The organism is Kurthia sibirica, assembly GCF_003143975.1.
Lineage (GTDB): Bacteria > Bacillota > Bacilli > Bacillales_A > Planococcaceae > Kurthia > Kurthia sibirica.
The window spans coordinates 19,590-43,186 of record NZ_QFVR01000008.1 but is presented as its reverse complement, the minus strand read 5'-3'; the positions used below and the strand labels follow the sequence as shown (position 1 = coordinate 43,186).

Sequence of the window (23,597 nt, the reverse complement as noted above, 5' to 3'; positions counted from 1 at the left end):
TAGAGGAGGAGCAAATGAATTTAAAAAAATTTTCCATTGGTTATCGAACAATTAAGACAGCTTTTGGTATTGCGATTTCTATTGCATTAGCGGGCTTATTAGATTTAGAGTATTACACATCAGCAGGTATACTTACGATTTTATGTATACAGACCACAAAACGAAAATCTGTACATGCAATTTACACACGTGTATTTGCATCGCTACTTGTCATGTTAATGGCGTTCGTATTTTTTTTCATTGGTGGTTATAATCCAATTACTCTAGGTTTACTTGTATTATTATTTTTACCGTTACTCGTCATGTTTAAAATAACGCCTGGCTTTGTATCGAGTATCGTCATTCTTTTACATATTTTTAACTCCCAGTACTTTACACTGGACTTATTGATCAATGAATTACTAATTATGGCTGTTGGTTTTGGCGTTGGTTTTCTAATCAATTTCTATATGCCTGATATTAGCAAGCGATTGAATAAATACCGTATTAAAATTGAAGACTCTTACAGCAGTATTTTTCAGGAAATTGAAAAATATTTACGTACGGGAGACACAGATTGGGACGGTAAAGAATTGATTATTGCAAATGAATGTGTAGAAAAAGGTAAAGCACTCGCATATATGGATATCGAAAATCATTTAGCACGTAAAGAAGATTTATATTACCGTTATTTTGATATTAGAGAAAAACAATTAGAAATTATTGAAAGAGTATTACCTAAAATAACAAATCTTCCGGCGTCCGTTGAACATTCTACAATAGTTGCTGACTTTATAGGTGAGCTATCAGAAAATGTTCATTCTGGTAATACGGTCAAAGAAAATCGTCAGAAGCTTGCGAAAGTAAGGAATGATTTTGAAGAGATGCCCTTACCGCAATCCCATGATGAATTTTTAGCAATGTCTGCACTCTATACATTCATTGAAGAAATGGATCAGTATTTCGCCGTGAAAGATGGATTTGAGGGGTTGACGATTAAAAAAGGGAAAGTTGTATCATAAAAAAGCATAATGTTCAGAAATATAGTAGTGCAATGATAGATAGGGAAAATACATTCTATTTTTTAAAATGTCAGCTTAAAAATAGGAAAAGGGAAATTGCCAAAGCAATTTCCCTTTTCTTATTTTGTCTTATACAATCATTGATAATCCGAACATCAGTGTGGAAACGACCATGATAACGATCATTGCTGTAACGATGATTTTTTGTACTTTTTTATTACCCATAAAATTCGCTCCTTAACCGTAGTACATTCATTTTAACAAATTGTCTGTTATCGAGCAAAGGTTATTTAGAATTCTATTTTTACATAACAATGATAAGGAAATAACTGTACTATATAACACAGTTATTTCACGAAGAAATAAAATAAATTTAATTTTTAAATAAACTACCTTCCTCTTTCTTTAAAGGATAAAACAAAACGACAAAATACTTATATTTATTCGTTTAAACGATAATATTCTCGAAATTCCGTATTTCATTGATTTAAATGGTTTTTGGTATATTATTAGACTAGGCTGATTGTTCAGAAAAGTAACCGCTTTTATGACCGAAAAATCATTATTCGTGTAGTGTTTTACGAATAAATCAGTTACAATTGTGTTATACAACAAAAAGGAGTTGGGGACTCGTGGAAAATGTTGATCACATCGGAATCGCCGTCAAAAATTTAGATGAGCGTATTACATATTATACGGATGTATTAGGTATGAAACTTCTAAGTATTGAGGAAGTGGAGTCTGAGCAAGTTCGTGTTGCTTTCATTGATGCTGGTAATACACATATTGAATTATTAGAACCAATGACTGAAGAAAGCGCTATCTTTAAACATCTTGAAAAGCGCGGTGAAGGTATACACCATATCGCATTGCAAGTAGTAGGGATTGAAGAAGAAATGACACGCATGAAAAATGAGGGAGCTCGCTTATTAAACGAGCAACCAAAAATTGGTGCTGGGGGCGCTAAAGTGGCATTTGTTCATCCGAAATCATCTTACGGGGTTCTTTATGAACTAGTAGATAGAAGCTAATAAAAGGGGTCGTTACAAAATGGATATGTACGATAAAATTAATGAGCTATTTGATAAAAAACGTGAAATCGAGCTGGGTGGCGGAGACGAACGTATTGATAAACAACATGAAAAAGGGAAGTTGACAGCGCGTGAACGTATTGCGTTACTTGTTGATGAAGGGACTTTTGTAGAAGTAAATCCTTTTGTCAAACATCGTACAACTGATTTTGGTATGGCGACAAAAGAAGGCCCTGGTGATGGTGTTGTAACTGGTTATGGTAAAGTTAATGGTCGCCCAATCTACTTGTTTTCACAGGATTTCACGGTATTTGGTGGCGCACTTGGTGAAAGCCATGCGATGAAAATTGCCAATGTTATGGATCTTGCAGCAAAAACAGGTGCACCATTTATTGGTATTAACGATTCGGGTGGTGCACGTATTCAAGAAGGTGTATTATCACTGGATGGTTATGGTGAAATTTTCTATCGCAACTCTATTTACTCAGGCGTAATTCCACAAATCTCTGTCATTATGGGGCCATGTGCAGGTGGAGCTGTTTATTCACCAGCAATTACTGACTTCATCTTAATGGTCGAGAAAACATCACAAATGTTCATTACTGGACCAAAAGTTATTGAAACGGTAACAGGCGAAAAAATTTCTGCTGAAAATCTTGGCGGTGCAAAAGTACATAATGCCATTGCAGGTAATGCGCATTTCCGTGCTCCAGGTGAAGAAGAAGCCATCAATCAAATCAAACAGTTATTAAGTTATCTACCACAGAATAATACAGAAAAAGCACCGATTATTAATGTCGATGAAGCAGATGATTACCGTGATGATTTAGTCGATATTGTACCGATTGATCAAACAAAATCATACGATATTCGTAAAGTTGTCGATCAAATTGTTGATACCGATTCATTCATGGAAGTACAAAAAGATTTCGCTAAAAATATCGTAGTTGGTTTTGCACGTATTAAAGGTGAATCAGTGGGTCTAGTATGCAATCAACCAAAAGTATTAGCTGGTGGGTTGGATATTGATTCTTCAGATAAATTAGCGCGTTTTGTTCGTACATGTGATTCATTTAATGTACCAGTTATTACATTTGAGGATGTAACTGGTTTCTTCCCGGGTGTTAAACAAGAACATGGTGGTATTATTCGCCACGGTGCAAAAATACTTTATGCATATTCAGAAGCTACAGTACCAAAAATAACGGTTATTCTTCGTAAAGCATACGGCGGGGCTTATGTAGCATTGAACTCTAAAGCAATTGGAGCGGATATGGTATATGCTTGGCCAAATGCAGAGATTGCTGTGATGGGGGCTGCGGGTGCGGCGAATATTATTCACGCAGGTGAAATCGCAAAATCAACAGATCCAGAAGCAACACGCGCACAAAAAATTGAAGAATATAAAGAGAAATTCGCCAATCCTTATGTAGCAGCTTCACATGGTTTAGTCGATGATATTATCGACCCAAGAGAGACACGTATTAAACTTATTCAATCTTTAGAAATGTTGCGTAATAAACAAGAGGATCGTCCGAAGAAAAAACACGGCAATATTCCTTTATAATAGAATAAAGTATATCCAAGTCATACGCTAAGTTCTTGTAGAATAGACAATTTCACGTCTACGCTACAAGAATTTTTTTTTTGGCTGATCGTATATAATCGGGGTTTCAAACAAGTCCTGTCTGCTCGGCACTTTCCGATGGGGTTCGGCTTCAACTAATTTCACAGGTGATGTGAGCATCAGCAAGTCATATGCTGAAAAGGGTAGAGAGAGACGTTAACTAGCTTTTGTTTTAGCTATTCAAATATTTTATTGAAGAGGAGGTGTAAAGAATCGCGCTGCATGGAGGGTGACGTACTTCATTCGAAACGAGCAAATAGAAAAAGTGGTATGATGTGGAAAGAAAAAAATTATGCTACTGCAATATTTGCTATAGGACGATAATTTATAGCAAGCTTCGTGAGAATTTTTTTACTAAAAAACTAATTGTGAACAAAGAGTAGCAAATCTAATTAGGTATTTTGAATTATCCGCCTTAACCGTTGTAATATATGGTAATTATGTATACAATTTGAATAAAGGTGGTGACAAATGATGGCCAAAAAAGATAACAAAAAAGTATTCACTTCTTTTAAAGATGAAAAGAAAAAAGAATTAGCGCTCTTAACGAAACAGTATAAATTAAGCTTAAAATTGTCGAAAGACAAAAAAAATAAAGACCTTTTACATGCAGTAGAAAAAGTTAAAAGTAAACGGAAAAAATCAACAGATCGGGTAAATAAGCTTCAAAAAGAATTGTTCAATCTATAAGTAATAGAACCTCTCATTAGCTAGTTATTAAGCTATTTGAGAGGTTTTTTATTTGAAAATCTGTTTGTCATACAAGCCCTTAGTAGGTGAATAAAGTAAAATAATGATAGAATAGACAGATAAGGGGGGTATTAAATGACATTAATCGATCTGCTCACACTAGCTCAACCAATCTATTGGAAAAATCCACAAAAAATAAAGTGGCTAGAAGCAAAAGAACAACTGTCAATTGATGACACAATTATTGATGATGCAGAAAAAAGACTGCAGCGCTTCGCACCGTATTTTCTACATACAGCACCAGAAACAGCACATAATCAAGGGTTGATTGAGTCACCCCTGCAGCAGTTAAACCGATTTAATCATGCGCCATTCGCTAACGATCAAAAACTGTTGATAAAACGTGATGACATCCTACCGATTTCAGGTTCTATTAAGGCAAGGGGCGGTATTTATGAAGTGTTAACACTAGCAGAAGAAATTGCTGGAAAACATGGATTAATTGATGATACAAAGGACTATCGTCAATTTGCAGAGTTGAAGTTTAAAGAACTTTTGTCGAGTTACACGATTGTTGTTGGTTCAACAGGTAATCTGGGGCTTAGCATAGGTATTATGAGTGCTCAATTAGGCTTTAAAGTAGTGATTCATATGTCGAATGATGCTAAACAATGGAAAAAAGATTTATTACGTCAAAAAGGAGCCATAGTCATCGAGCATCGAGGAGATTATGGAGAAGCTGTAAAACGAGGTAGAAAAGAAGTAGAAGAGCAAGAACGAGCCCTCTTTATTGATGATGAAAACTCGATTGCGCTCTTTTCAGGCTATGCAGTTGCGGCTAGAAGACTTCAGCACCAACTACAGCAACAATCAATCGATGTGTCAATCGACAATAAATTAGCTGTCTACTTACCATGTGGTGTCGGGGGTGGTCCTGGTGGTGTAGCATTTGGTTTGAAAACTATTTACGGGGATGCTGTAGAATGTTATTTTGTAGAGCCAGTACAATCTCCTTGTATGCTGCTCGGTATGTCGACTGGACAACACCATGATATATCGGTAAATGATATCGGACTATCAAACAAAACAGCCGCAGATGGCCTAGCAGTCGGTCGCGCATCAAAATTTGTTGGTCAGCTTATGACGCCACTACTTGAAGGGATTTATACAGTAGAAGATACGATGCTCTTTAAACAACTCCGTGCGCTTTATATGGAAGAAAATATAAAATTGGAGCCATCTGCAGCAGCAGCCTTGAATGGTCCACAAATGACAGGTTCTAAGGCGAAAACACATATTATATGGGCGACGGGTGGAGGCATGGTGCCAGCAAGTATATGGCAGCAGTATTTTGAAGGAGGCGCATAGTATGCTCTTTAAACGCAAAAAATCAACCATTACAACAGAAGAAAAAGAATCGGTTGCTGCCGAAAATTTTTATGAAGAAGTTAACATGGAAGGTCTAGAGCCAGCGTATAAGGCAGACCGTGAATATATTGATATCGAATCGCCGAGTTTATATATTGATGTCATTGAAATGCTTCATTTTTTCAACGAATTACCATCGCGTTGGTCACAGGACTTAATTGAACGAAATGAAAGGGCAATTGACTATTTTCGTCGATTTACGAGCGTATATGTTGGGAATGCTTTTGAATTTTATCAGACAGTCGTCTTTTTTTATTATAAACATTGGCATGACAAAGATTATCCCTTTCAATCAAGTCAGTTAGAATTTGTGTTTGAAAAGGTAGCAAAAAATATGATGGAATCCGTCGATTATGCCGTGCAAGAAGAAAACTTAGCCGTTACACAGATACGCGATGCTCATGCACGATCATTCTACTTTCATGAAGATCGCTGTGAGATGCATGCCACGCGATTTATGCGTAATATGACGGTGCTTATCCCTCAATATGATATTCAGTCACAATTGATGGCAGAAGAACGACAATTTGTTGATATTGCTAATGATACATACGAAGATATTCGTTCATTTTTGTACAAATATGAACACGAAGAATTCGTTGGTTACGATAGTATATATAAGTTGATTGGTATGAATGATGAACTGCTTACTATGGAACGCTATATTCCAATCATTGGTTTAAAATACTTGCCAATTCATGATGAAAGTATCGTTTATGTAATGGCACAAATGCGTGTTTATCGTTTTCAGAATATACTTGTGCAAGGCTTAAATCATGAGTTGTCCACTCAATTGTCACTCGTGAAAACAGTGAAAGCTGTCGAACAGTATTTACTGAGTGAAAATAGTAAATATTTTTCTCAAACAAAGGAAAAATATTATGCTAACAATCAATTTATCACCTTGTTTTTTGATAGCTATTGTTTTGAGTATGGCATTACAAGCGATGCAGACAGTCCTAAAGTACGCTCTTGCTTACAACAACTAGTAAAAGCATATAAAAGAGAGTGTGCGGAGAACCCAACAACGCTTATTGATTTGGCGATGCTCATTAAAAAAGCATACTATGAACATCAGTTAATGGCTGGAAACTAGTTGCGCAGATAGAATTGTGCTAAAATATAAATATATTTATATAATAAGGGAGCTAATGATGATGACAAATAGTCGCGTAGTAGAAGAATTTTTAGAGCTAGTTCAAATTGATTCAGAAACATTCCATGAGGAAAAAATTTCTCCGGTATTACAAGAGAAGTTAAAAAATCTTGGTTTTGATGTTTTCGTTGATGATGCACATACTCGCAACGGTCATGCATCAGGTAATATTATTGCAACATTACCAGGTAATACAGAGGCACAAACAATTTATTTTACAACACATATGGATACGGTAGTCCCGGGTATTGGTATAAAACCAATTATCAAAGAAGACGGTTATATTTATTCTGATGGTACAACAATTTTAGGAGCGGATGATAAAGCAGGAGTAGCAGCTTTATTAGAGCTTGCATTACGGATCAAAGAACAAAATATTGCACATGGCACAATCGAATATATTATAACAGCGGGTGAAGAATCCGGTCTTGCTGGTGCAAAAGAACTTGATCCAGCAAAAGTAACTGCCAAATATGGTTTCGCAGTCGATTCTGATGGCAAAGTAGGCGGTATTGTTACAGCAGCACCTTTCCAAACAAAAATTGTAGCAACATTAAGAGGGAAAACAGCCCATGCAGGTGTAGAACCTGAGAAGGGTATTTCAGCTATTACTATTGCAGCAAAAGCGATTGCAAAAATGAAACTTGGACGAATCGATCGAGATACAACAGCAAATATTGGTCGTTTTGAAGGCGGAAAAGCGACAAATATTGTTTGTGATGAAGCGCATATTTTAGCAGAGTGTCGTTCATTGGTCGAAGAAAAGTTAGAAGCACAAGAGCAACATATGGTTGCAGCGTTTGAAGAAGCAGCGAAAGAAATGGGTGGAGATGCGGAAATTGAAGTGAAACGCATGTACCCAGGTTTCCGTTTTTCTGAGAACGATTTAGTTGTTAAAGTTGCTCAACAGGCGGCTAAAAATATTGATCGTGAACCAAAAATCATGCAATCTGGTGGGGGTAGCGATGCAAATATTATCGCTGGTTTTGGTATTCCAACGGTCAATTTAGCAGTAGGTTATGAAAATATTCACACGACAAAAGAGTGCATTCCTGTAATTGAATTAGAAAAATTAGCCGATTTGTTAGTAGAAGTTGTAAAAGTATCATCTACGATTAAATAACACACTAGTAATGACTAGAGAAACTCGAAATCAGTTGATGATTTCGAGTTTTTTCTTTTTGAAAATGGTGAAAATTATTGCAGTAATACCCCTTATTATTTGGTAGTTTTGGACGATAAAATTACTAGAAGTAGGATGTATAAACTACTAATAACTAAACTAAAGATGGAGGCTACTATATGACAAACTCAAAAGTGGTCGTATTTCGCTGTAATCATGAAGAATATGCAATTTCAGTCGAGTATGTAATATCAATTGAGAAAGTGGAGTTCACTAATCGCATTCCACATTTACCAGACTATGTCGATGGCCTTACTAAAAATCGAGGCAATTTATTACCAATTATGGATTTAAATAAGATCCTATACAATCAAGCCGCAAATGGTGAGCAAAGTAAGGTATTAATACTGCAAGTAGATGATTTTACATTCGGTTTAAAGGTATTGGAGGCAAAAGAAATTTTGGATATCCCACAAGACCTTGTGAACGAAGTCGGTTTAGTAAATTATGCGGCAACACGTTATTTCACTGCTGTAGCAAATTTAGAACAACGGATGATTACATTTATATCACCATCGATCTTAGTGGATTCTTTAGAGGGAATAAAAGAAATTAAACAATATATGATTAAAGTGAAACAACAGGAATTGGAAGAAGAACAAAATAAATCATAATATCTATGAATAAAACGCATGCATTAGCTTCGGTTAATGGCATGTGTTTTTTTCATGGTATACACAGTGATTGTAATAAATAACACGCATGAAAAAATGAATTATCCATGTTTTTAACTAGCATAGCTAGCGAGAAATCGCTCAATACGCAATCGATATGATATAATGAGAACATATGATTCTGTTTGTAATGGAGGTGAGAGGATGACTTCAAAGGCGAAAATAATTTTCCATATCGATATGAACTGTTTTTATGCATCCGTCGAGCAAGCATTGGATGTGACGTTAAAAAACAAGCCGGTAGCTGTTGCCGGTAATCCCAAGGAAAGACGTGGTATACTCGTGACCTGTTCTTATGAAGCGCGTGCCCAAGGTGTTTACACGACGATGTCGGTTTGGGAAGCGAAACGTCAATGCCCCGAACTCATTCTTTTGCCGCCGAATTTTGAGAAGTACAGAGAAGCATCAAAAGCGATGTTTGATGTATTGCGTACGTACACGCATTTAGTCGAACCCGTATCTATTGATGAGGGGTATATAGATGTGACAGAAATCGTTGACGGAGCAGAAGCAATTGAACTTGCACAAGCGATTCAACAACGATTACAATCTGAACTTGATTTACCCTCATCCATCGGTATCGCACCAAATAAGTTTTTGGCAAAAACGGCATCAGACATGAAGAAACCAATGGGCATTACGATTTTACGCAAGCGAGAAGTGCCAAAAGTATTATGGCCATTACCGACGATTAATATGCATGGTGTTGGCGAGAGTACAGCCAAAAAATTGCAAGCATTAGGTATAAATACCATCGGTGATATCGCTCGAAAAAGTGAATATGAGCTGAAGTTGGCACTCGGAAAAAGTGGTGTTAGACTATGGCAGAAATCACAGGGAATTGATGATCGTCAGGTCGATCCGGATTCTATTTATGATACGAAGTCAGTAGGGAATTCGATGACCGCACCAGATGATTTAGTTGATATTAAAGAGGTGCACAAAATGGTCGAAGCACTCTGTGGAAAAGTTGCGAGTCGCTTACGTTCAAAGCATTTAGTCGGAACGACGTTACAATTACAAATGCGTACAGCTGATTGGAAAAATATCACACGTTCGGTTTCTTTTAAAAATGGTATTTATCACTATGATGATCTAGTGAGAGAATCATACAAACTTGTATCAAAACATTGGCACTATGAACCGTTACGCTTAATGGGCATCACGGTTAGCCATGTATACGACCGTCGTCAAGAAGCACAGCAACTTTCCTTATTTGATTATGAGGAGCACGTGAAAGATGAGCCAATCATAAAATTACTGGATAAAATAAAAGCTAAATTTGGGGAAAATAGTATCCAAAAAGGTGTCTTTACGCAGCGTAAATCGAATTTCGAATCAACGACGAGCTTTAGTAAAGATTTTTTGGATGACCATCGTAAGGAGAACTAATATGCAAATTCAATTTTTAGGTACAGGTGCTGGAATGCCCTCTAAGTTCCGTAATACAAGTTCACTTGTTGTGAAATTAATGGAAGAAATAGGGGAATGTTGGCTTTTTGATTGTGGAGAAGCGACGCAGCATCAAATTATTAAAACATCGATTAAACCGCGAAAAATAACGAAAATTTTCATTACGCATTTACATGGTGATCATATTTATGGTCTGCCAGGGTTTCTGGGTTCACGTTCTTTTTTAGGAGGGGATGAAGATTTAACAATCTATGGTCCGACAGGCCTACAGCAATGGGTGGAAGCTTCGCTGAAAGTAACGGGTACTTATTTGACCTATACGATTCATTTTGTTGAATTATCAGAAGGTCTTATTTTTGAAAATGACTCTTTCATTGTCGAAACATTAAAACTTCAACATGTCGTGGAATGTTATGGTTTCCGAGTACAACAAAAAGCATTAGCTGGGAAACTTGATATTGAAAAAGCACATCTTCTAGGTGTACCAAATGGACCACAATTAGGTCAGTTGAAAAACGGCCAAGATATTCTCTTACAAGATGGAACACTTATTGAAAGTACAGCCGTTTTATCAGAACCACAACAAGGCTTCATTTTATCGATTTTAGGCGATACAAAATATTGTGCAAATGCTATTACATTGTCCAAAAATGCTGATGTTGTTATTCATGAAGCAACATTCGATAAAAATACAGCACAATTAGCAGCATCCTATGGTCATTCAACAAATAGAGAAGCAGCTATGGTAGCAAAGGAAGCGCAAGCTCAACTATTGCTGATGAATCACATAAGTGCGCGCTTCATGTTGAAGGACTTAGCTCTATTGCAAAGTGATGCACAGTGTATCTTCCCTCAAAGTTTCATCGTGCAAGATTTAGATGCCTTTGATTGGAAAAACCAATATGTCACACGTATCGCTTCATCGTAAATTAATAGGGTAAAGGGTAGTATAAGGCATTTGCCAAACTCCTAGGAGGTGCTACTTCATTATGTCTATTTTCGCTTTTCAACTATCTGAAATCATCATTCTCATTTTGACATTGTGCATACTGTACTATATTTTCTTGCGCACGAATGATAAAACAAAAAAATAATTCAATATACTATATGTTGAGAACTAAGGAATCTTGCTACTAGATTTGACCTAGCCATTCACTGTAATAATCGATATAGGGCGATGTAATAGCTACCATGAAAAATATGAATAGACGCCTTGCGAAGAAGCCACCTTATAAGTGGTGATCGGAAGGCGTTTTTTATATGCAATGAGTCGGCATTTCATTGTAAAATACAAAATAATAGAAAGTTTATTTACTTTTTTAAATAGTGTAACAGAACCAAGATTACTATTGGCTGTACGAACATATCATTTTTACACTATTGAAAAATCGCTATACACCACTCTAAGTATGAGCTAAAAAATTATTTACTCAAAACCTGTGTCAAATACTCGCAAAAACGGGCGGAATTCGATACGATGAAAGAAATATACAAAAGGAGTTAAATCATGTCGCTAAAAGCAATCGTACTAGTGATTGTTGCAATCTGTCTTTATTCTGCCATAACATTTTATATTGGTTGGAATCTGCGAAAGTTATTGTTACAATTCGGACTAAAAAGATTTGCACTATTCTATTGGATAGTGTTGTATGTCATTTCATTTTCATTTATTCTTGCTCGTTTTATACATATTGACGCCCTACATGTTATAGGACAATATTGGATGTTCTTTTTAATCTATGGTTTAATCATGTCAATTGTAGCTAATCTAGTATCTTTTATAGTACGTTATCGCTATACAAAAGTAATCGGCTTAAGTGCAATTAGCATCATCATGCTACTATTTGTTTGGGGAACTTACAATGCATTTTCACCGGTTGTTATTCACCAAACGATTAATAGTCATGAAAAAAGTACAAAAAAACAAGTGAAATTAGTTATTGCTTCCGATTTACATCTTGGAATCCTATCAAATAAGAAACATCTTGAAAATTTTGTGAAGCTGAGCAATGAACAAAAACCGGACATCGTTATTTTAGCTGGTGATATTGTCGATGATATTCCGAAATGGTTCATCGAACAAAAAATGGGTGATACAATGAAGCAATTACAGGCTAAAGATGGTGTTTATGCAGTTTTAGGCAATCATGAATATATTGGTGATGAATTAAAAGAGGTAGAAAAAGTGTTAAAAGAAGCTAATATTAAGGTGTTAAAAGATCAATCAACGGTAATTGATGATGCCATTACGATTACGGGTCGTGATGATGCAACAAATAAGGACAGAAAACAATTAGCACAGCTCCAAGAAGATGTTGCTACGGATAAACCTTGGCTTGTTTTTGATCATCAGCCAAGTGAAACATTAAAAGATCCGGAAGTTGATTTATATGTATCAGGCCACACGCATAAAGGTCAAATTTGGCCTGGTAATTTAATGACAAAGATGATTTATCCGCTCGATTATGGGCATAAATCAGTTAATGGTACAGACTATATTGTGACATCGGGTTATGGTTTTTGGGGACCACCTATGAGAATAGGGACACGTTCTGAATTATGGGCCGTTACGATGAACTTTAAATAACCAATAATCAAGAGCTATTATTTGTCCGCGGATCATGGCTCTTTTATTATTTTAAAAAAGAGTTCTATACTATTTGTTGGGATTTTCAAACAATACCACCTCTGTTTGACGCTTTCCGCGGGCCTCGCTTCAACTAATTCCGCAGGAGACGCGAGCTTATGGTATGTAACGTGAAAAAGTACAACGCCACAGAGTGATTTATGCTTGAATTACTGAGAAAAAGGAGTAAAAAGTGAGTTGTGCGTATGAATGTTAATAGGGCATGCATCAGATTTAAAGATGGAGAATACATGATGTTATTACATTTTATATAGCACTACCTAAGAAAACGCCTATTTGTCCATCCTGTTTAAATCAAACAACTAACATACCTGATGATCGGGTTCCAAAAATAAAGCATCTAAAAGGCGAGGGCACTGAAAAAGTCCACTTATGCACAGATAAGCGAGGACAGGAACGAAATTCGTTCCTGTCCTCGCTTTTTCTCGTAGCCGTTGATTCCGTTCCGGCGGACGCTTTTCGCGGGCACGGCTCCAGCCTTCTCCCTCGCTTCGCTCAGTCCGGGTGCTTCCGCTCGTGCTGTTCCCGCAGAAGTCGCCGCCTGCACTCCATCAACTTGTACTATTCATGGGTTAAAATGTGGTCTCGCCCGGTCACGGACCATCCTGTATAATAGTAGTTACTAATTAAAGGTGGTGCGACCATGATTTCCAAACAAGAAACCCTTAACTTAAGTCCCTATATGGCACTATATGATTTAATCATTCCAAAAGATAATATGCTTCGCCAGATCAATGAACTCGTTGATAAATGAAGTTGGAGAAGAATTGGACTACTGTCGTCAAGTTGTAGAAGTTGTGGAAACTCAATCAAAGATAGCGCATATCCCGGCTGTAAAAGAAAAGTTAAATGTTTTAAAAGAAGTGATTGATGATTATGAAGTACAACTGAGTTACTCAAGTGATCCAGACGCACGCGTAGGACATAAATCTGCGGACTCAGCTTTCTTTGGATTTAAAACACATATTGCGATGAGTGATGAACGTATTATTACAGCTGCAATTGTGACAACGGGTGAAAAAAGTGATGGTCAATATCTTCAAGAGCTTGTAGAGAAAAGTAAAGAGACACGCATGGAAATACAAGGTGCCACAACGATATTCGCTGTCAATCTTAAGCGGATATTAAAACTGCTAAATGAAAAAGAGTAAGAAATAGACAATAAAATAAGGCACTTTCTGTTCAAATCGAACAGAAAGTGCCTTATTTTTATCTAAAAAATCAACTCGTCATAAAAAACGTAAGTTTTTCAGTGCCCTCTAAAAGGCTTTGCTCATTTTCGAGTGAAGAGTTGATTAAATAGGGAGGGTTAAGAAATGGCTTTGCATTTAGGGTGAATGAGTTGTGTAGTAAGGGACGAGGACTCTTGCTGGAAAGCATTCGTCCGAAACGAACAAATAGAACAAGTGGCGTGATGTAACGTAGAACCAAAAAAGTATAAGGAAGGGAATAAAAAAACACTCAAAAATCTGAGTGTAATGCTCATTTATTTTGTTTGTACGAAAGCTACTTGTTTTTTTGTACTGGTATAATGTCCAACAATCAAGAGTAAGAGAGCCAATGCGACAATGCTACCGGCAAATAGTAAAGCAGCATTATAATTATTATAATAACCAACGAGTATACCGGCTATAATTGGGCCAATTATTTGTCCTACAGCATAATAGGATGTTAGGACAGATACGACGCTAGCGCTTTTTGTCGGGAATAGTAATCGACCATAACCAGTTGTCATTGATACAAGACCAACAAAGGTAGAGCCAAATAGTAATGCAGAGAGCATGACAGTAAAAATATTTGTATAGAAAATTGGTAATAATATACCGAAAACTTGTAACGCATACGCCATGGACAAAACTTTAATGGAACTAAATGTTGTCATCAGCCACATCCAAAGAGGTGCGGAAGGAATCGCCCCGATGCCTACAACTACCCAACTGAACCCAGCATATGGACGCAGTTCAGGGATGCTATAGACGATATCAACAAGGAATGTGCCTGTAATGATATAACCGAGACCCTCTAAACCATATGCTAGCGCTAACCATTTCATGAAGCCGGTCATAACAGACTCTTTTTTCACTGCAATTTTATGTGGTTGTGCGTGTAAATTACGCCATAAATAGCAGGTAATCAAGATAAAGATAATAGCGATGAGTGTCAATATGAAATAGGCTGCCATCCAATTGCTTTGTCTAACGACTAACGGTACGGTAAGTCCTGAAATAGCGATGCCTAAACCAATGCCGCTAAATATATAACCAGACCATTTACCTAAACGGAAGTCAGCTAAATAATCCATGAGTAAAGCTGATGTCATGACGAATACAAAGCCACCTGAAATGCCGCTGACGAGACGTAGGACAAACCATAATGTTATGGTTGAAGTAAAACCCATTAAGAGGACAGATAGTACGCAAACCCAAACATTGATCATTAATACTAATTTTTGTTTTTTAACGACCTTACCTGCAGCTAAAGCCCCGATTAAATAACCAAAATAATTACCAGAGGCAATCCAACCACCATCTTGCACGGAGAGTCCCTCAGCTTCGCGTAAAAAAGGTAGAATGGGCGTAAATGAAAAGCGTCCAATACCCATTGCTACCGCTAAAAATAAAATCGCCCCGATTATGATACCCAAATGATTTTTACGCAACAATATCCCTCCATTAAGTAGAAAAAATATGACTAAAAAAGAAAATATAGTTAAACTATATCAAATCTGATAGACGAATACTATAAATTGCGAAAATTTTTCTTTTACTAAAAAAGTGGTATAATAGAGATACTTGAAATATAAAGGGGATTGACATGATGAGATATCATCAACAACAAATGCAAACGCTCGTAAACCAAGAACCACAATTAAAAAAAGAATTAAATGATATTAAGTCTTCTATGCAGTTAGAAAATAACTTTGCCTTGAAAGCACTTTACCATTCTGCAGTTAAAGATGGCGGCAAATTCCAACAAATGTACCAAGAGTTAGATGTAGATTTTAAAAAACAATAAGTTCTTTAGGATAAGCATATTGATGGCTTATTCTTTTTTATTATAAATTATCAGAATAATCAAATAATTAATTGACATTATATTAAATAGTTGGTAACGTCAAAGAAATTAGTTGTGGAAATTTTCAAAGAAGGACAATGGAATTTACAAAGAAATGAGGAAAAATTATGTTAAAAGGTATGAAAAATCAACCATTGGACCAGTATATTGAGGATTATGCATTAGAAATTCCTTCAGCTGTTGCATTAAACTTTTATGGCAAAGAAATTACATATTACGAATTAAACAAATTAGTTATTATTTTCTCAAACTATTTACAATCTATTGGCATAAAAAAAGGTGATGTTGTCGCACTGTACTTACAAAATTGTCCACAATATATTATTGCGTTTTATGGAGCACAAAGAGTGGGTGCGATTGTTGGTCCATGTAATCCGATGTTTAAAGAGTGGGAATTAAGTTATCAGCTACAGGATTTAGAGGCAAAGTTAATTGTAACGTCTGTGGATCTATATCCAATCCTTCATAATATAAAGGATGAAACAATGCTACAAGAAATTATTTTAATAGACTATGTAGATTATCTGCCCAAAAATCCATATCCTCCATTCCCTGAAAAAATACAAAGCGTTGAATTCAAGGGAACAACATTATGGCAACAAATCTTTAATAAGGAGGTTTTTCAAAGAGAGTGTGAACGAGTCGCGGTAAATATGACAGAGGATGTTGCCATGATTATTTATACTTCTGGTACAACAGGCGTACCAAAGGGAGCTATGTTAACATATAAAAACTCTGAATATCAAGCCTATGTAACAGCGAAGTATAATGATTTCTCAGTGGGAGATAAGTTACTAAATGTCATGCCGATTTTTCATATTGCAGGTAAATTAATAGGCATGATGACACCCTTTATCGCTGGCGCGACCTCTCTATTATTGATGCGTTTTAGCCCGCAAGAATATTTGCAAACAATTGAAGCATATAAGCCCAATTTCTTAACAACAACGGTCCCAATGAATATAAGTATGCTCGAGCACCCCTTGATGAATAGTACCGATTTTTCAACAATTAAAGAAAATATTGCAATAAGTTTTGGTATTCAATTAACTGAGCAAATTTCAAATGATTGGCAAGAAATTGCAGGTTTTCCTTTACTGGAGTCCGGTTATGGTATGACTGAAACACATACGCTTAATTCAATGACACCTAAGGATCAAATTAAATACGGTGTCAATGGAAGACCGACGAAAGGAACCACAATTAAAATTGTTGATGCTACTGATTTTTCAAAAGAACTTACGTCAAATAAGCGAGGGATGATTTTATTAAAGGGGCCCAGTGTATTTAAAGGGTATAAGGGAAGAGAACAAGAAACAGCGCATTCCTTTTATGGTGATTTTTTCGTAACGGGAGATATGGGATTATTTGATGAAGATGGTTTTTTAGTGTTTTTAGGAAGAGCAACAGAATTAATAAAATCCTCAGGATACAATGTTTATCCTGAAGAAGTGGAGAAGATGCTTGAGCAACATGAATTTATTAAAGAAGTAGCTGTTGTAGGAATTCCGGACAAGGTTAGGGGCGAGTCTTCAAAAGCTTTTATCGTTTTAAAAGAAGGGGCTAACCCAACGGAAGAAATGATTATTTCATGGGCAAAAAAGAAAATGGCTGCTTATAAATATCCGAGGGAAGTAGAATTTATAATGACGTTACCTAAAACGAATTCTGGTAAAGTGCTACGACGAATATTAAAAGACCAAAAACGATAATTTATGCATGAACTTGTAGTGTGATCATCACATACAAGTTCATTTTTTTGTTGAAAATTGAATAGTTAGAAAATAATGAGTTGCTTTTTTATACTAAGTTATATTATATTGTTTAAAACATACAAAACAAATAGGAATTAAAGGAGTGGCGATTTGACAAACGAGATTATACTAGAATTAAAAAATATTGTTAAAAATTATGATGGTAAAAAACAAGTTATTAATAATATTTCTTTGCAAATAAAGAAGGGAGAAACGATTGCATTAGTGGGTAAAAGTGGTTGTGGAAAAAGTACATTATTAAATATTTTAGGTGGATTTGAATGTGTTACAAAAGGGCAGGCATTGTTTAACGGGCAAGAGATTATCAAACCAACACGTCAATGTGTCATGCTCATGCAAAACTATGGTTTATTACCTTGGAAAAATGTCCGGAAAAATATTGAATTTGCTTTTGAAGGTATAAAGTTAGCACAAAAAGAACAGCAAGAAAGAACAGACTATTATTTAGGGTTAGTTAATTTGACGGAAAATGAAAAAACAATGCCAAATGCTTTATCTGGTGGAATGCAACAACGTGTCGCTTTAGCAAGGGCTCTTGTGATGAAACCACAGGTATTACTATTTGATGAGCCATTTGCAGCATTAGATACCTTTACGCGCTATTATTTACAAGATGAATTGGTAAAAATTAAAAATGAGGAGCAAACAACAATGGTACTCGTGACACATGATATTGATGAAGCCATTTATTTGGCGGATCGTATTATCATCTTAAATCAAAATTCCGGTGAAATTCAAAAGGAATTTCAAGTGAAATTATCCATACCAAGAGAACGAGCATCTGCAGATTTTCAATATTATAGAGAAGCTATTTTTAAAGAATTTCAGTTTACACAGGAACAACAGACGATTGAATTTAATATTTAAGGAGGAAGGGCATGCGTAAATTATTATCGATCGTGATCATGCTAGCAATTGCTATATTAACAGGCTGTTCAACAAGCGAGGTGCAAAAGGAGGGAAAACCAACGATAAAAATAGGTTATTTACCGATTACCCATGCTGCACCTCTTTTTGTACAAGAAAAACTGCAACAAAAGAATGCCCACTATAAATTAGAACTCGTAAAATTCAGTTCATGGCCAGATTTAATGGATGCACTTAATACAGGGCGTATAGATGGGGCATCTGTACTAATCCAACTCGCAATGAAAGCGAAAGAGCTAGGAATCGATTTAAAAGCAGTCGCCCTAGGACATCGAGAGGGGAATATTGTTGTAACGACACCGACAATTACAAAGGTTGAACAGCTCAAAGGTCAAACGTTTGCCATTCCAAATAAATATTCGACACATAATTTATTATTACATACGATGTTAAAGCAGCATGGTTTACAGGATAGCGATGTTAACGTCGTGGAATTAATGCCAGCGGAGATGCCAGCTGCACTAAGTGAAGGACGTATTGCTGGTTATATTGTAGCGGAGCCTTTTGGCACTGTTGCATTAGCCTTGAAAAAAGGCAGTGTGTTAATGAAATCAGATGAGATTTGGAAAAATTCAATTGATTGTGGATTAGTATTACGCGGTGATTTTATTAAAAATAATAAAAAGATTACGCAGCATTTTGTCGGAGATTACGCTGAAGCTGGTGAAGTGGCGGAGAAAAAAGATGCATTTTTACAGCAACAAATTCATATTTATTCACCAGTGAAACCAGAAATTATTGAGCAATCACTGCAATGGATTTCGTATGATCATTTGACTATTTCTCGCCAGGAATATGAAAAATTAGGTATCGGGTTACAGGAAATGAAGCTCGCAAAAGAACCGCCGAGCTATGATGAGTTTGTGGATGCGACATTATTAACCAAAAAGGAGTGAGCATGATGAGGAAAAGCGGATTATTAGTAATAAGTGCGCTACTATTTTTAACAATTTGGCAGCTAATTATTTCAGTGGGAAACTATCCAGAGGCATTACTACCATCACCTAAAAATGTCTTTTATGCCTTTGAAAAATATAGTAGTGATGGTCTATTAATTTCCCATATTGGAATTAGTATGTATCGTTTTGTACTTGGATATAGCGCAGCGGCTATACTCGCGATTTTACTCGGTTTAGCACTAGGGAGACTGACGTTATTGTGGGGAATTTTAGATCCGATTGTACAATTATTGCGACCTGTATCACCGATTGCCTGGTCTCCATTCATTGTTTTGTGGTTTGGTATTGGGAATATGCCGGCTATTGTAATTATTTTTATAGCAGCATTTTTCCCAGTACTTTTATCGACGATTACAGCTGTAAAACGTGTTGATCCATTATATTTGAAAGTGGCGGCAAATTTAGAGTTATCCAATGTTCAGCTAATTGGCAAAATTATCTTTCCAGCAGCATTTCCAGCCATTGCTGGAGGATTACATTTAGCTTTGGGAAGCGCATGGGTTTTTCTCGTAGCTGGAGAAATGGTAGGAGCGCAGTCGGGATTGGGTTATTTGATTGTGGATGCACGTAATTCGTTGAGTTTAGATGTGGTGATGATGGCAATTTTAACAATTGGTATCATCGGCTTTATATTGGATCGTATAATACATTTTGCTGAAAAGTGGGTCGTGCATAAGTATTTTTCGGCATAAAAAAACCAATATCAACTACGCTTAAACCTTAGTTGATATTGGTTTCGCATGAATAGCCTCAACACGTTGACCGTTATCTTTGCGATAATAACCTATTTCGACAGCCACATCATCTTCTACGCTGACGAGTTCTTTATAACAAGGTGTTACATAATGGTTCCCCCATAAAATAAAGCTATTAAAAATATCCTCTAGGGCCAGTCCACTAGCTGTGAGTGTATAGGCATAACGAGGGGGGTGACTCGAGTAGAGTTCAGATTTTACAATCTGTTCATCTTCTAATGATTTTAAGCGCTGTGATAATAAATTAGCCGAAAGACCAGGAAGTTTTTCTTTGATCGTATTAAAATTTGTTTCGCCAACTAGTAGTTCATGCAAGATTAAGAGCGTCCAACGATCGCCTAGTATATTTAGTGTTTGAGCAATATTACACGGTAGATCATATTTTGTTTTCAATTTTTTCACTCCTTTTGAGCATAGTTTACCATAAAAAATAATTTTTTGAAAATTCAGTTGCTTTTTAGGAGTGAGTATAATAAAATAACTCACATAACCATAAAACATATTAATCGGAGGGAAATACTATGAATTTATATTTAGTTGAATCAGTCATTGCAGGTATTCGTACAAAGGAAGAATTTGAGGAAGCAGTAAAAGCAATCAATAACAACGAAGCTATTACAGTATTAGACGTGCAAGTAGCAAAAGATTTTTCACGTGCCTATGTCATTGTTGAAGCGCCAGAAGAACAACTGGCAATTGATGCATTTAACGCAGCTAATTTATCGGCGGATCTTTCAAAACAAGTTCGTTTGATTGGACAAGCGTTAGAGGCATTAAAAGCAAGTAAACCAGAAGAAGTAAATTATTTAGTCGAATGGGAAATACCAGCAGAAATTACGATGGATCAGTACTTAGCGCGCAAGAAGAAAAATTCTGTGCATTATGAAGAGGTTCCAGAAGTTCATTTTTCACGTACCTATGTTTGTGAAGATATGTCAAAATGCTTATGTTTTTACGAAGCACCAGATGAAGCAGCTGTAAAACGTGCTCGTGAAGCAGTTCAAACACCAATCTCATCATTAACAGAACTAGCAGACTAAAGGAGAGAGTAAGATGACGATAGATAAAAATGCATTGCAGCAGTTACTCGTCAATGAACTAGTACCTTATGTGAAAAACGTCGATGAAGAAGCTTATTATGCCAAGGAATATTTAGTGCAACTAGGTAAGCGTGGTTTTCTTAAATCAACGCATAAAACACCTGAGGAAATAGTTGAGGATGGATGTACCCTCGTTTATGAAACTTCAAAAATCTGTATGACGACGGCATTTTGTTTATGGTGTCATCTTGCTGCACTGACGTATATCCGTCATACAGCAAATCATAAGTTACAAGCGAAACTTTTAGAACCGCTTGAAACTGGTTTAGCGATGGGAGCAACAGGATTATCAAATCCAATGAAATTTTATGCGGATTTAGAGAAACTATATTTAACGGCAGAAAGAACCGAGACGGGTTATGTGATCAACGGTATATTGCCATCAGTATCCAATTTAGGACATGACCATTGGTTTGGGGCTTTGGCACAAGTCGATGATGGAACAGAAGTAATGTTCATCATTAACACGACTGACCCACGCATTGTCTTAAAGGAAAAAGCACATTTTATCGGTTTAAACGGTAGTGCAACATACGCATGTAAATTTACGAATGTTATCGTATCAAATGATGATATTCTTGCTCATGATGCCCGTCATTTTTGTACGATTATTCGGCCATACTTTATTGCCTATCAAATTCCACTAGGCCTAGGCGTGATGAACGCTACGGTACAGTGTATTGAAAAAGTGAAGGGGAAACAAAATGGTAGCAATCAATATTTGCCGCTACAAGCAAGTGATATTCTTGAAAAAGAACGTTTATTTCAACAAAGGTTGCAACATATTATTAACAAGCCTGTGCTAGCGGATATTATTGATCTTAGGTTGGAGAGTGCATACGCAACATTGGAGGCAACGCAAGCGAGTATGTTGCATAATGGTTCCGCTGGTTACATCGCAGGAAGTGTCAGTTCGCGCAAGTTGAGAGAAGGCTATTTTTATGTGAATTTAACGCCAACTATTAGACAATTGGAAAAAATGACAGCATTGAGGCTACAAACAAGTTAATGATAAGTAAAAGGTATCGAGAGTGACTGTCAGTTCTCGATACTTTTTTATGTTATTAAAATGACATTACTAAAAAAGCTAAACAGTTCATATGATCTGTTTAGCTTCAAATTCCACTGTTATTTAGTATTTAATTGGGTGAGCATAAAACGTGCTAATCGCTTGGTTGTATCCGCTGTTTCAACTTCAAAATAGTCCATTTTACTAAAATAACTATGAATAAGGCCTGGGAGTATATGATGCTCAGTTACAATGTCATATGCCTGTAAGTCTGCTATATACTGCGCCGCTTCATCATTTAATACATCGTATTGTGCAGAAATAATGATTGTTGGCGGTAACAATTTCTTATTAGTAAATAAAAGAGGAGATACTGTGAAATGATGAAAATCTTGTCTTTGCTGAATATAATGTTCATAGTAATCATTCATCTCATATTTATTTAAACCAAAACCCTCTCCGTAATGATCGTAGCTAGCACGCTTAGTTGTCGCATCCAATGCGGGGTAAATTAATAATTGACTCAGCAGTTTAGGGCCGTTTAATTCGATAGTCAGGGCAGAAACTGCAGCAGCTAAATTACCTCCAGCGCTATCCCCAGCAACGCTTATCGCAGCAAAGTTAATCGGGAGATGCAAATCGTTTTTCACAGCCCACAATAGCCCATCATATGCGTCGTATAATGGAGTTGGGTAAGCGTACTCAGGAGCGAGACGGTATTCGATGCTGATGACGATGGCCTTGCTAAAGTGACTTAAATATTGACAGCCGCCATCCATATAATCAATGTCGCCAAGAACCCAACCGCCTCCGTGAAAATAAACGATTACTGGCAATTCTTGTCCGTCATGTTTGGGGATGTAAATACGACTTCGTATAGTTTCCCCATCACGTGCCAAAAAATGTGTATTTAACGTTTTTTCTATAGAGGAGAGGTTAATCATTTTTTGTTGAGGCAAGCGGCGGTCTACGCTAACTTGCCCATCATCAATTGAAAAGATTTTATCATTACCGTATGCTTCTATATAATTTTTTGCTGCGCGCGTTAAAAATATTTCTTCCATCGTTTAGCACCTCCAATTGTAATACAACGAGTATACCATAAAGTATTAAACCTATGCATTTAGTAGGTATTAGAGCGTAGGAG

22 protein-coding genes and 1 pseudogene are annotated in these 23,597 nt (G+C 36.4%); 19 read left to right on the top strand and 4 right to left on the bottom strand.

The window, feature by feature from the left end; genetic code table 11:
• The first annotated feature begins 14 nt into the window (after positions 1-14).
• Positions 15-1,001: an aromatic acid exporter family protein gene (locus tag DEX24_RS07695; protein ID WP_109305840.1), complete on the top strand. Its 987-nt coding sequence runs from the start codon at positions 15-17 to the stop codon at positions 999-1,001.
• Positions 1,002-1,130: 129 nt separating this feature from the next.
• Here the strand turns inward: DEX24_RS07695 and prli42 are convergent, their stop codons facing one another.
• Entirely contained in the window at positions 1,131-1,226 is a 96-nt protein-coding gene (gene prli42, locus DEX24_RS17165; RefSeq protein WP_170112881.1) for a stressosome-associated protein Prli42, read from the bottom strand.
• Between the two features lie 407 nt (positions 1,227-1,633).
• On the opposite strand from prli42, the gene mce reads away from it, so the two are divergent.
• The 11 genes and pseudogenes from mce to DEX24_RS17815 all read left to right on the top strand — a co-directional run.
• Positions 1,634-2,032: a methylmalonyl-CoA epimerase gene (gene mce, locus DEX24_RS07690; RefSeq protein WP_109305839.1), complete on the top strand. Its 399-nt coding sequence runs from the start codon at positions 1,634-1,636 to the stop codon at positions 2,030-2,032.
• 19 nt (positions 2,033-2,051) lie between these two features.
• On the top strand, positions 2,052-3,599 hold the full coding sequence (locus DEX24_RS07685) for an acyl-CoA carboxylase subunit beta (RefSeq protein WP_109305838.1): 1,548 nt from the start codon (positions 2,052-2,054) through the stop codon (positions 3,597-3,599).
• 534 nt (positions 3,600-4,133) lie between these two features.
• Positions 4,134-4,349, top strand: a complete 216-nt coding sequence (locus tag DEX24_RS07680) for a hypothetical protein (RefSeq protein ID WP_146192973.1) — start codon at positions 4,134-4,136, stop codon at positions 4,347-4,349.
• A gap of 135 nt (positions 4,350-4,484) precedes the next feature.
• Positions 4,485-5,717 carry a D-serine ammonia-lyase gene (dsdA, locus tag DEX24_RS07675; protein WP_109305836.1) on the top strand — a complete coding sequence of 411 codons (1,233 nt, stop codon included), beginning with the start codon at positions 4,485-4,487 and terminating at the stop codon, positions 5,715-5,717.
• Position 5,718: 1 nt separating this feature from the next.
• On the top strand, positions 5,719-6,873 hold the full coding sequence (locus tag DEX24_RS07670; protein WP_109305835.1) for a hypothetical protein: 1,155 nt from the start codon (positions 5,719-5,721) through the stop codon (positions 6,871-6,873).
• Between the two features lie 61 nt (positions 6,874-6,934).
• Positions 6,935-8,056 carry a M20/M25/M40 family metallo-hydrolase gene (locus DEX24_RS07665; protein ID WP_109305834.1) on the top strand — a complete coding sequence of 374 codons (1,122 nt, stop codon included), beginning with the start codon at positions 6,935-6,937 and terminating at the stop codon, positions 8,054-8,056.
• A gap of 179 nt (positions 8,057-8,235) precedes the next feature.
• Positions 8,236-8,730: a chemotaxis protein CheW gene (locus DEX24_RS07660; RefSeq protein WP_109305833.1), complete on the top strand. Its 495-nt coding sequence runs from the start codon at positions 8,236-8,238 to the stop codon at positions 8,728-8,730.
• Between the two features lie 204 nt (positions 8,731-8,934).
• Complete coding sequence (locus DEX24_RS07655; RefSeq protein ID WP_109305832.1) at positions 8,935-10,182, top strand: DNA polymerase IV; 1,248 nt, start codon at positions 8,935-8,937, stop codon at positions 10,180-10,182.
• A gap of 1 nt (position 10,183) precedes the next feature.
• Positions 10,184-11,131 carry a ribonuclease Z gene (rnz, locus tag DEX24_RS07650; RefSeq protein ID WP_109305831.1) on the top strand — a complete coding sequence of 316 codons (948 nt, stop codon included), beginning with the start codon at positions 10,184-10,186 and terminating at the stop codon, positions 11,129-11,131.
• 579 nt (positions 11,132-11,710) lie between these two features.
• A complete protein-coding gene (locus DEX24_RS07645; RefSeq protein WP_109305830.1) occupies positions 11,711-12,790 on the top strand; it encodes a metallophosphoesterase in 1,080 nt (359 codons plus the stop codon).
• A 956-nt stretch (positions 12,791-13,746) separates the two neighbouring features.
• A pseudogene (locus DEX24_RS17815) lies at positions 13,747-13,914 on the top strand (transposase); the annotation flags it as partial.
• A gap of 422 nt (positions 13,915-14,336) precedes the next feature.
• Here DEX24_RS17815 and DEX24_RS07630 read toward each other — a convergent pair.
• Positions 14,337-15,509, bottom strand: coding sequence for a YbfB/YjiJ family MFS transporter (locus tag DEX24_RS07630; RefSeq protein ID WP_109305829.1), 1,173 nt, complete (start codon positions 15,507-15,509; stop codon positions 14,337-14,339).
• A 158-nt stretch (positions 15,510-15,667) separates the two neighbouring features.
• On the opposite strand from DEX24_RS07630, the gene DEX24_RS07625 reads away from it, so the two are divergent.
• From DEX24_RS07625 to DEX24_RS07605, 5 genes are all read left to right on the top strand, one after another.
• The gene (locus tag DEX24_RS07625; RefSeq protein ID WP_109305828.1) at positions 15,668-15,865 is read left to right on the top strand and encodes a hypothetical protein; all 198 of its coding nucleotides are present in this window, start codon (positions 15,668-15,670) and stop codon (positions 15,863-15,865) included.
• Between the two features lie 167 nt (positions 15,866-16,032).
• A complete protein-coding gene (locus tag DEX24_RS07620) occupies positions 16,033-17,637 on the top strand; it encodes a class I adenylate-forming enzyme family protein (protein ID WP_109305827.1) in 1,605 nt (534 codons plus the stop codon).
• A gap of 153 nt (positions 17,638-17,790) precedes the next feature.
• Positions 17,791-18,567 (top strand): ABC transporter ATP-binding protein, encoded by a 777-nt coding sequence (locus tag DEX24_RS07615; protein WP_109305826.1) that lies wholly within the window; start codon positions 17,791-17,793, stop codon positions 18,565-18,567.
• An 11-nt stretch (positions 18,568-18,578) separates the two neighbouring features.
• Positions 18,579-19,523 carry an ABC transporter substrate-binding protein gene (locus DEX24_RS07610; RefSeq protein ID WP_109305825.1) on the top strand — a complete coding sequence of 315 codons (945 nt, stop codon included), beginning with the start codon at positions 18,579-18,581 and terminating at the stop codon, positions 19,521-19,523.
• Positions 19,520-20,278: an ABC transporter permease gene (locus DEX24_RS07605; protein ID WP_109305824.1), complete on the top strand. Its 759-nt coding sequence runs from the start codon at positions 19,520-19,522 to the stop codon at positions 20,276-20,278. The genes DEX24_RS07610 and DEX24_RS07605 overlap by 4 nt, the downstream gene beginning before the upstream one ends.
• A gap of 21 nt (positions 20,279-20,299) precedes the next feature.
• Here DEX24_RS07605 and DEX24_RS07600 read toward each other — a convergent pair whose 3' ends face one another.
• Complete coding sequence (locus tag DEX24_RS07600) at positions 20,300-20,743, bottom strand: winged helix-turn-helix transcriptional regulator (RefSeq protein WP_373863594.1); 444 nt, start codon at positions 20,741-20,743, stop codon at positions 20,300-20,302.
• Positions 20,744-20,862: 119 nt separating this feature from the next.
• Here DEX24_RS07600 and DEX24_RS07595 point away from each other — a divergent pair, with 119 nt between their 5' ends.
• Together DEX24_RS07595 and DEX24_RS07590 are read left to right on the top strand one after the other, a co-directional pair.
• Positions 20,863-21,381 carry a DUF4242 domain-containing protein gene (locus DEX24_RS07595; RefSeq protein ID WP_109305822.1) on the top strand — a complete coding sequence of 173 codons (519 nt, stop codon included), beginning with the start codon at positions 20,863-20,865 and terminating at the stop codon, positions 21,379-21,381.
• Between the two features lie 13 nt (positions 21,382-21,394).
• A complete protein-coding gene (locus DEX24_RS07590; protein ID WP_109305821.1) occupies positions 21,395-22,450 on the top strand; it encodes an acyl-CoA dehydrogenase family protein in 1,056 nt (351 codons plus the stop codon).
• 119 nt (positions 22,451-22,569) lie between these two features.
• Here the strand turns inward: DEX24_RS07590 and DEX24_RS07585 are convergent, their stop codons facing one another.
• Positions 22,570-23,514: an alpha/beta hydrolase gene (locus DEX24_RS07585; RefSeq protein WP_109305820.1), complete on the bottom strand. Its 945-nt coding sequence runs from the start codon at positions 23,512-23,514 to the stop codon at positions 22,570-22,572.
• Positions 23,515-23,597 lie beyond the last annotated feature (83 nt).

Excerpts from the sequence above, each read along its gene's own strand:
- DEX24_RS07585 (WP_109305820.1), bottom strand. The coding sequence starts at position 23,514 with ATGGAAGAAATATTTTTAACGCGCGCAGCAAAAAATTATATAGAAGCA.
- rnz (WP_109305831.1), top strand. The coding sequence starts at position 10,184 with ATGCAAATTCAATTTTTAGGTACAGGTGCTGGAATGCCCTCTAAGTTC.
- DEX24_RS07595 (WP_109305822.1), top strand. The coding sequence starts at position 20,863 with ATGAATTTATATTTAGTTGAATCAGTCATTGCAGGTATTCGTACAAAG.
- DEX24_RS07670 (WP_109305835.1), top strand. The coding sequence starts at position 5,719 with ATGCTCTTTAAACGCAAAAAATCAACCATTACAACAGAAGAAAAAGAA.
- DEX24_RS07610 (WP_109305825.1), top strand. The coding sequence starts at position 18,579 with ATGCGTAAATTATTATCGATCGTGATCATGCTAGCAATTGCTATATTA.
- dsdA (WP_109305836.1), top strand. The coding sequence starts at position 4,485 with ATGACATTAATCGATCTGCTCACACTAGCTCAACCAATCTATTGGAAA.
- DEX24_RS07625 (WP_109305828.1), top strand. The coding sequence starts at position 15,668 with ATGAGATATCATCAACAACAAATGCAAACGCTCGTAAACCAAGAACCA.
- DEX24_RS07590 (WP_109305821.1), top strand. The coding sequence starts at position 21,395 with ATGACGATAGATAAAAATGCATTGCAGCAGTTACTCGTCAATGAACTA.
- DEX24_RS07680 (WP_146192973.1), top strand. The coding sequence starts at position 4,134 with ATGGCCAAAAAAGATAACAAAAAAGTATTCACTTCTTTTAAAGATGAA.
- DEX24_RS07620 (WP_109305827.1), top strand. The coding sequence starts at position 16,033 with ATGTTAAAAGGTATGAAAAATCAACCATTGGACCAGTATATTGAGGAT.
- DEX24_RS07685 (WP_109305838.1), top strand. The coding sequence starts at position 2,052 with ATGGATATGTACGATAAAATTAATGAGCTATTTGATAAAAAACGTGAA.
- DEX24_RS07660 (WP_109305833.1), top strand. The coding sequence starts at position 8,236 with ATGACAAACTCAAAAGTGGTCGTATTTCGCTGTAATCATGAAGAATAT.
- DEX24_RS07665 (WP_109305834.1), top strand. The coding sequence starts at position 6,935 with ATGACAAATAGTCGCGTAGTAGAAGAATTTTTAGAGCTAGTTCAAATT.
- DEX24_RS07695 (WP_109305840.1), top strand. The coding sequence starts at position 15 with ATGAATTTAAAAAAATTTTCCATTGGTTATCGAACAATTAAGACAGCT.
- DEX24_RS07645 (WP_109305830.1), top strand. The coding sequence starts at position 11,711 with ATGTCGCTAAAAGCAATCGTACTAGTGATTGTTGCAATCTGTCTTTAT.
- prli42 (WP_170112881.1), bottom strand. The coding sequence starts at position 1,226 with ATGGGTAATAAAAAAGTACAAAAAATCATCGTTACAGCAATGATCGTT.
- DEX24_RS07655 (WP_109305832.1), top strand. The coding sequence starts at position 8,935 with ATGACTTCAAAGGCGAAAATAATTTTCCATATCGATATGAACTGTTTT.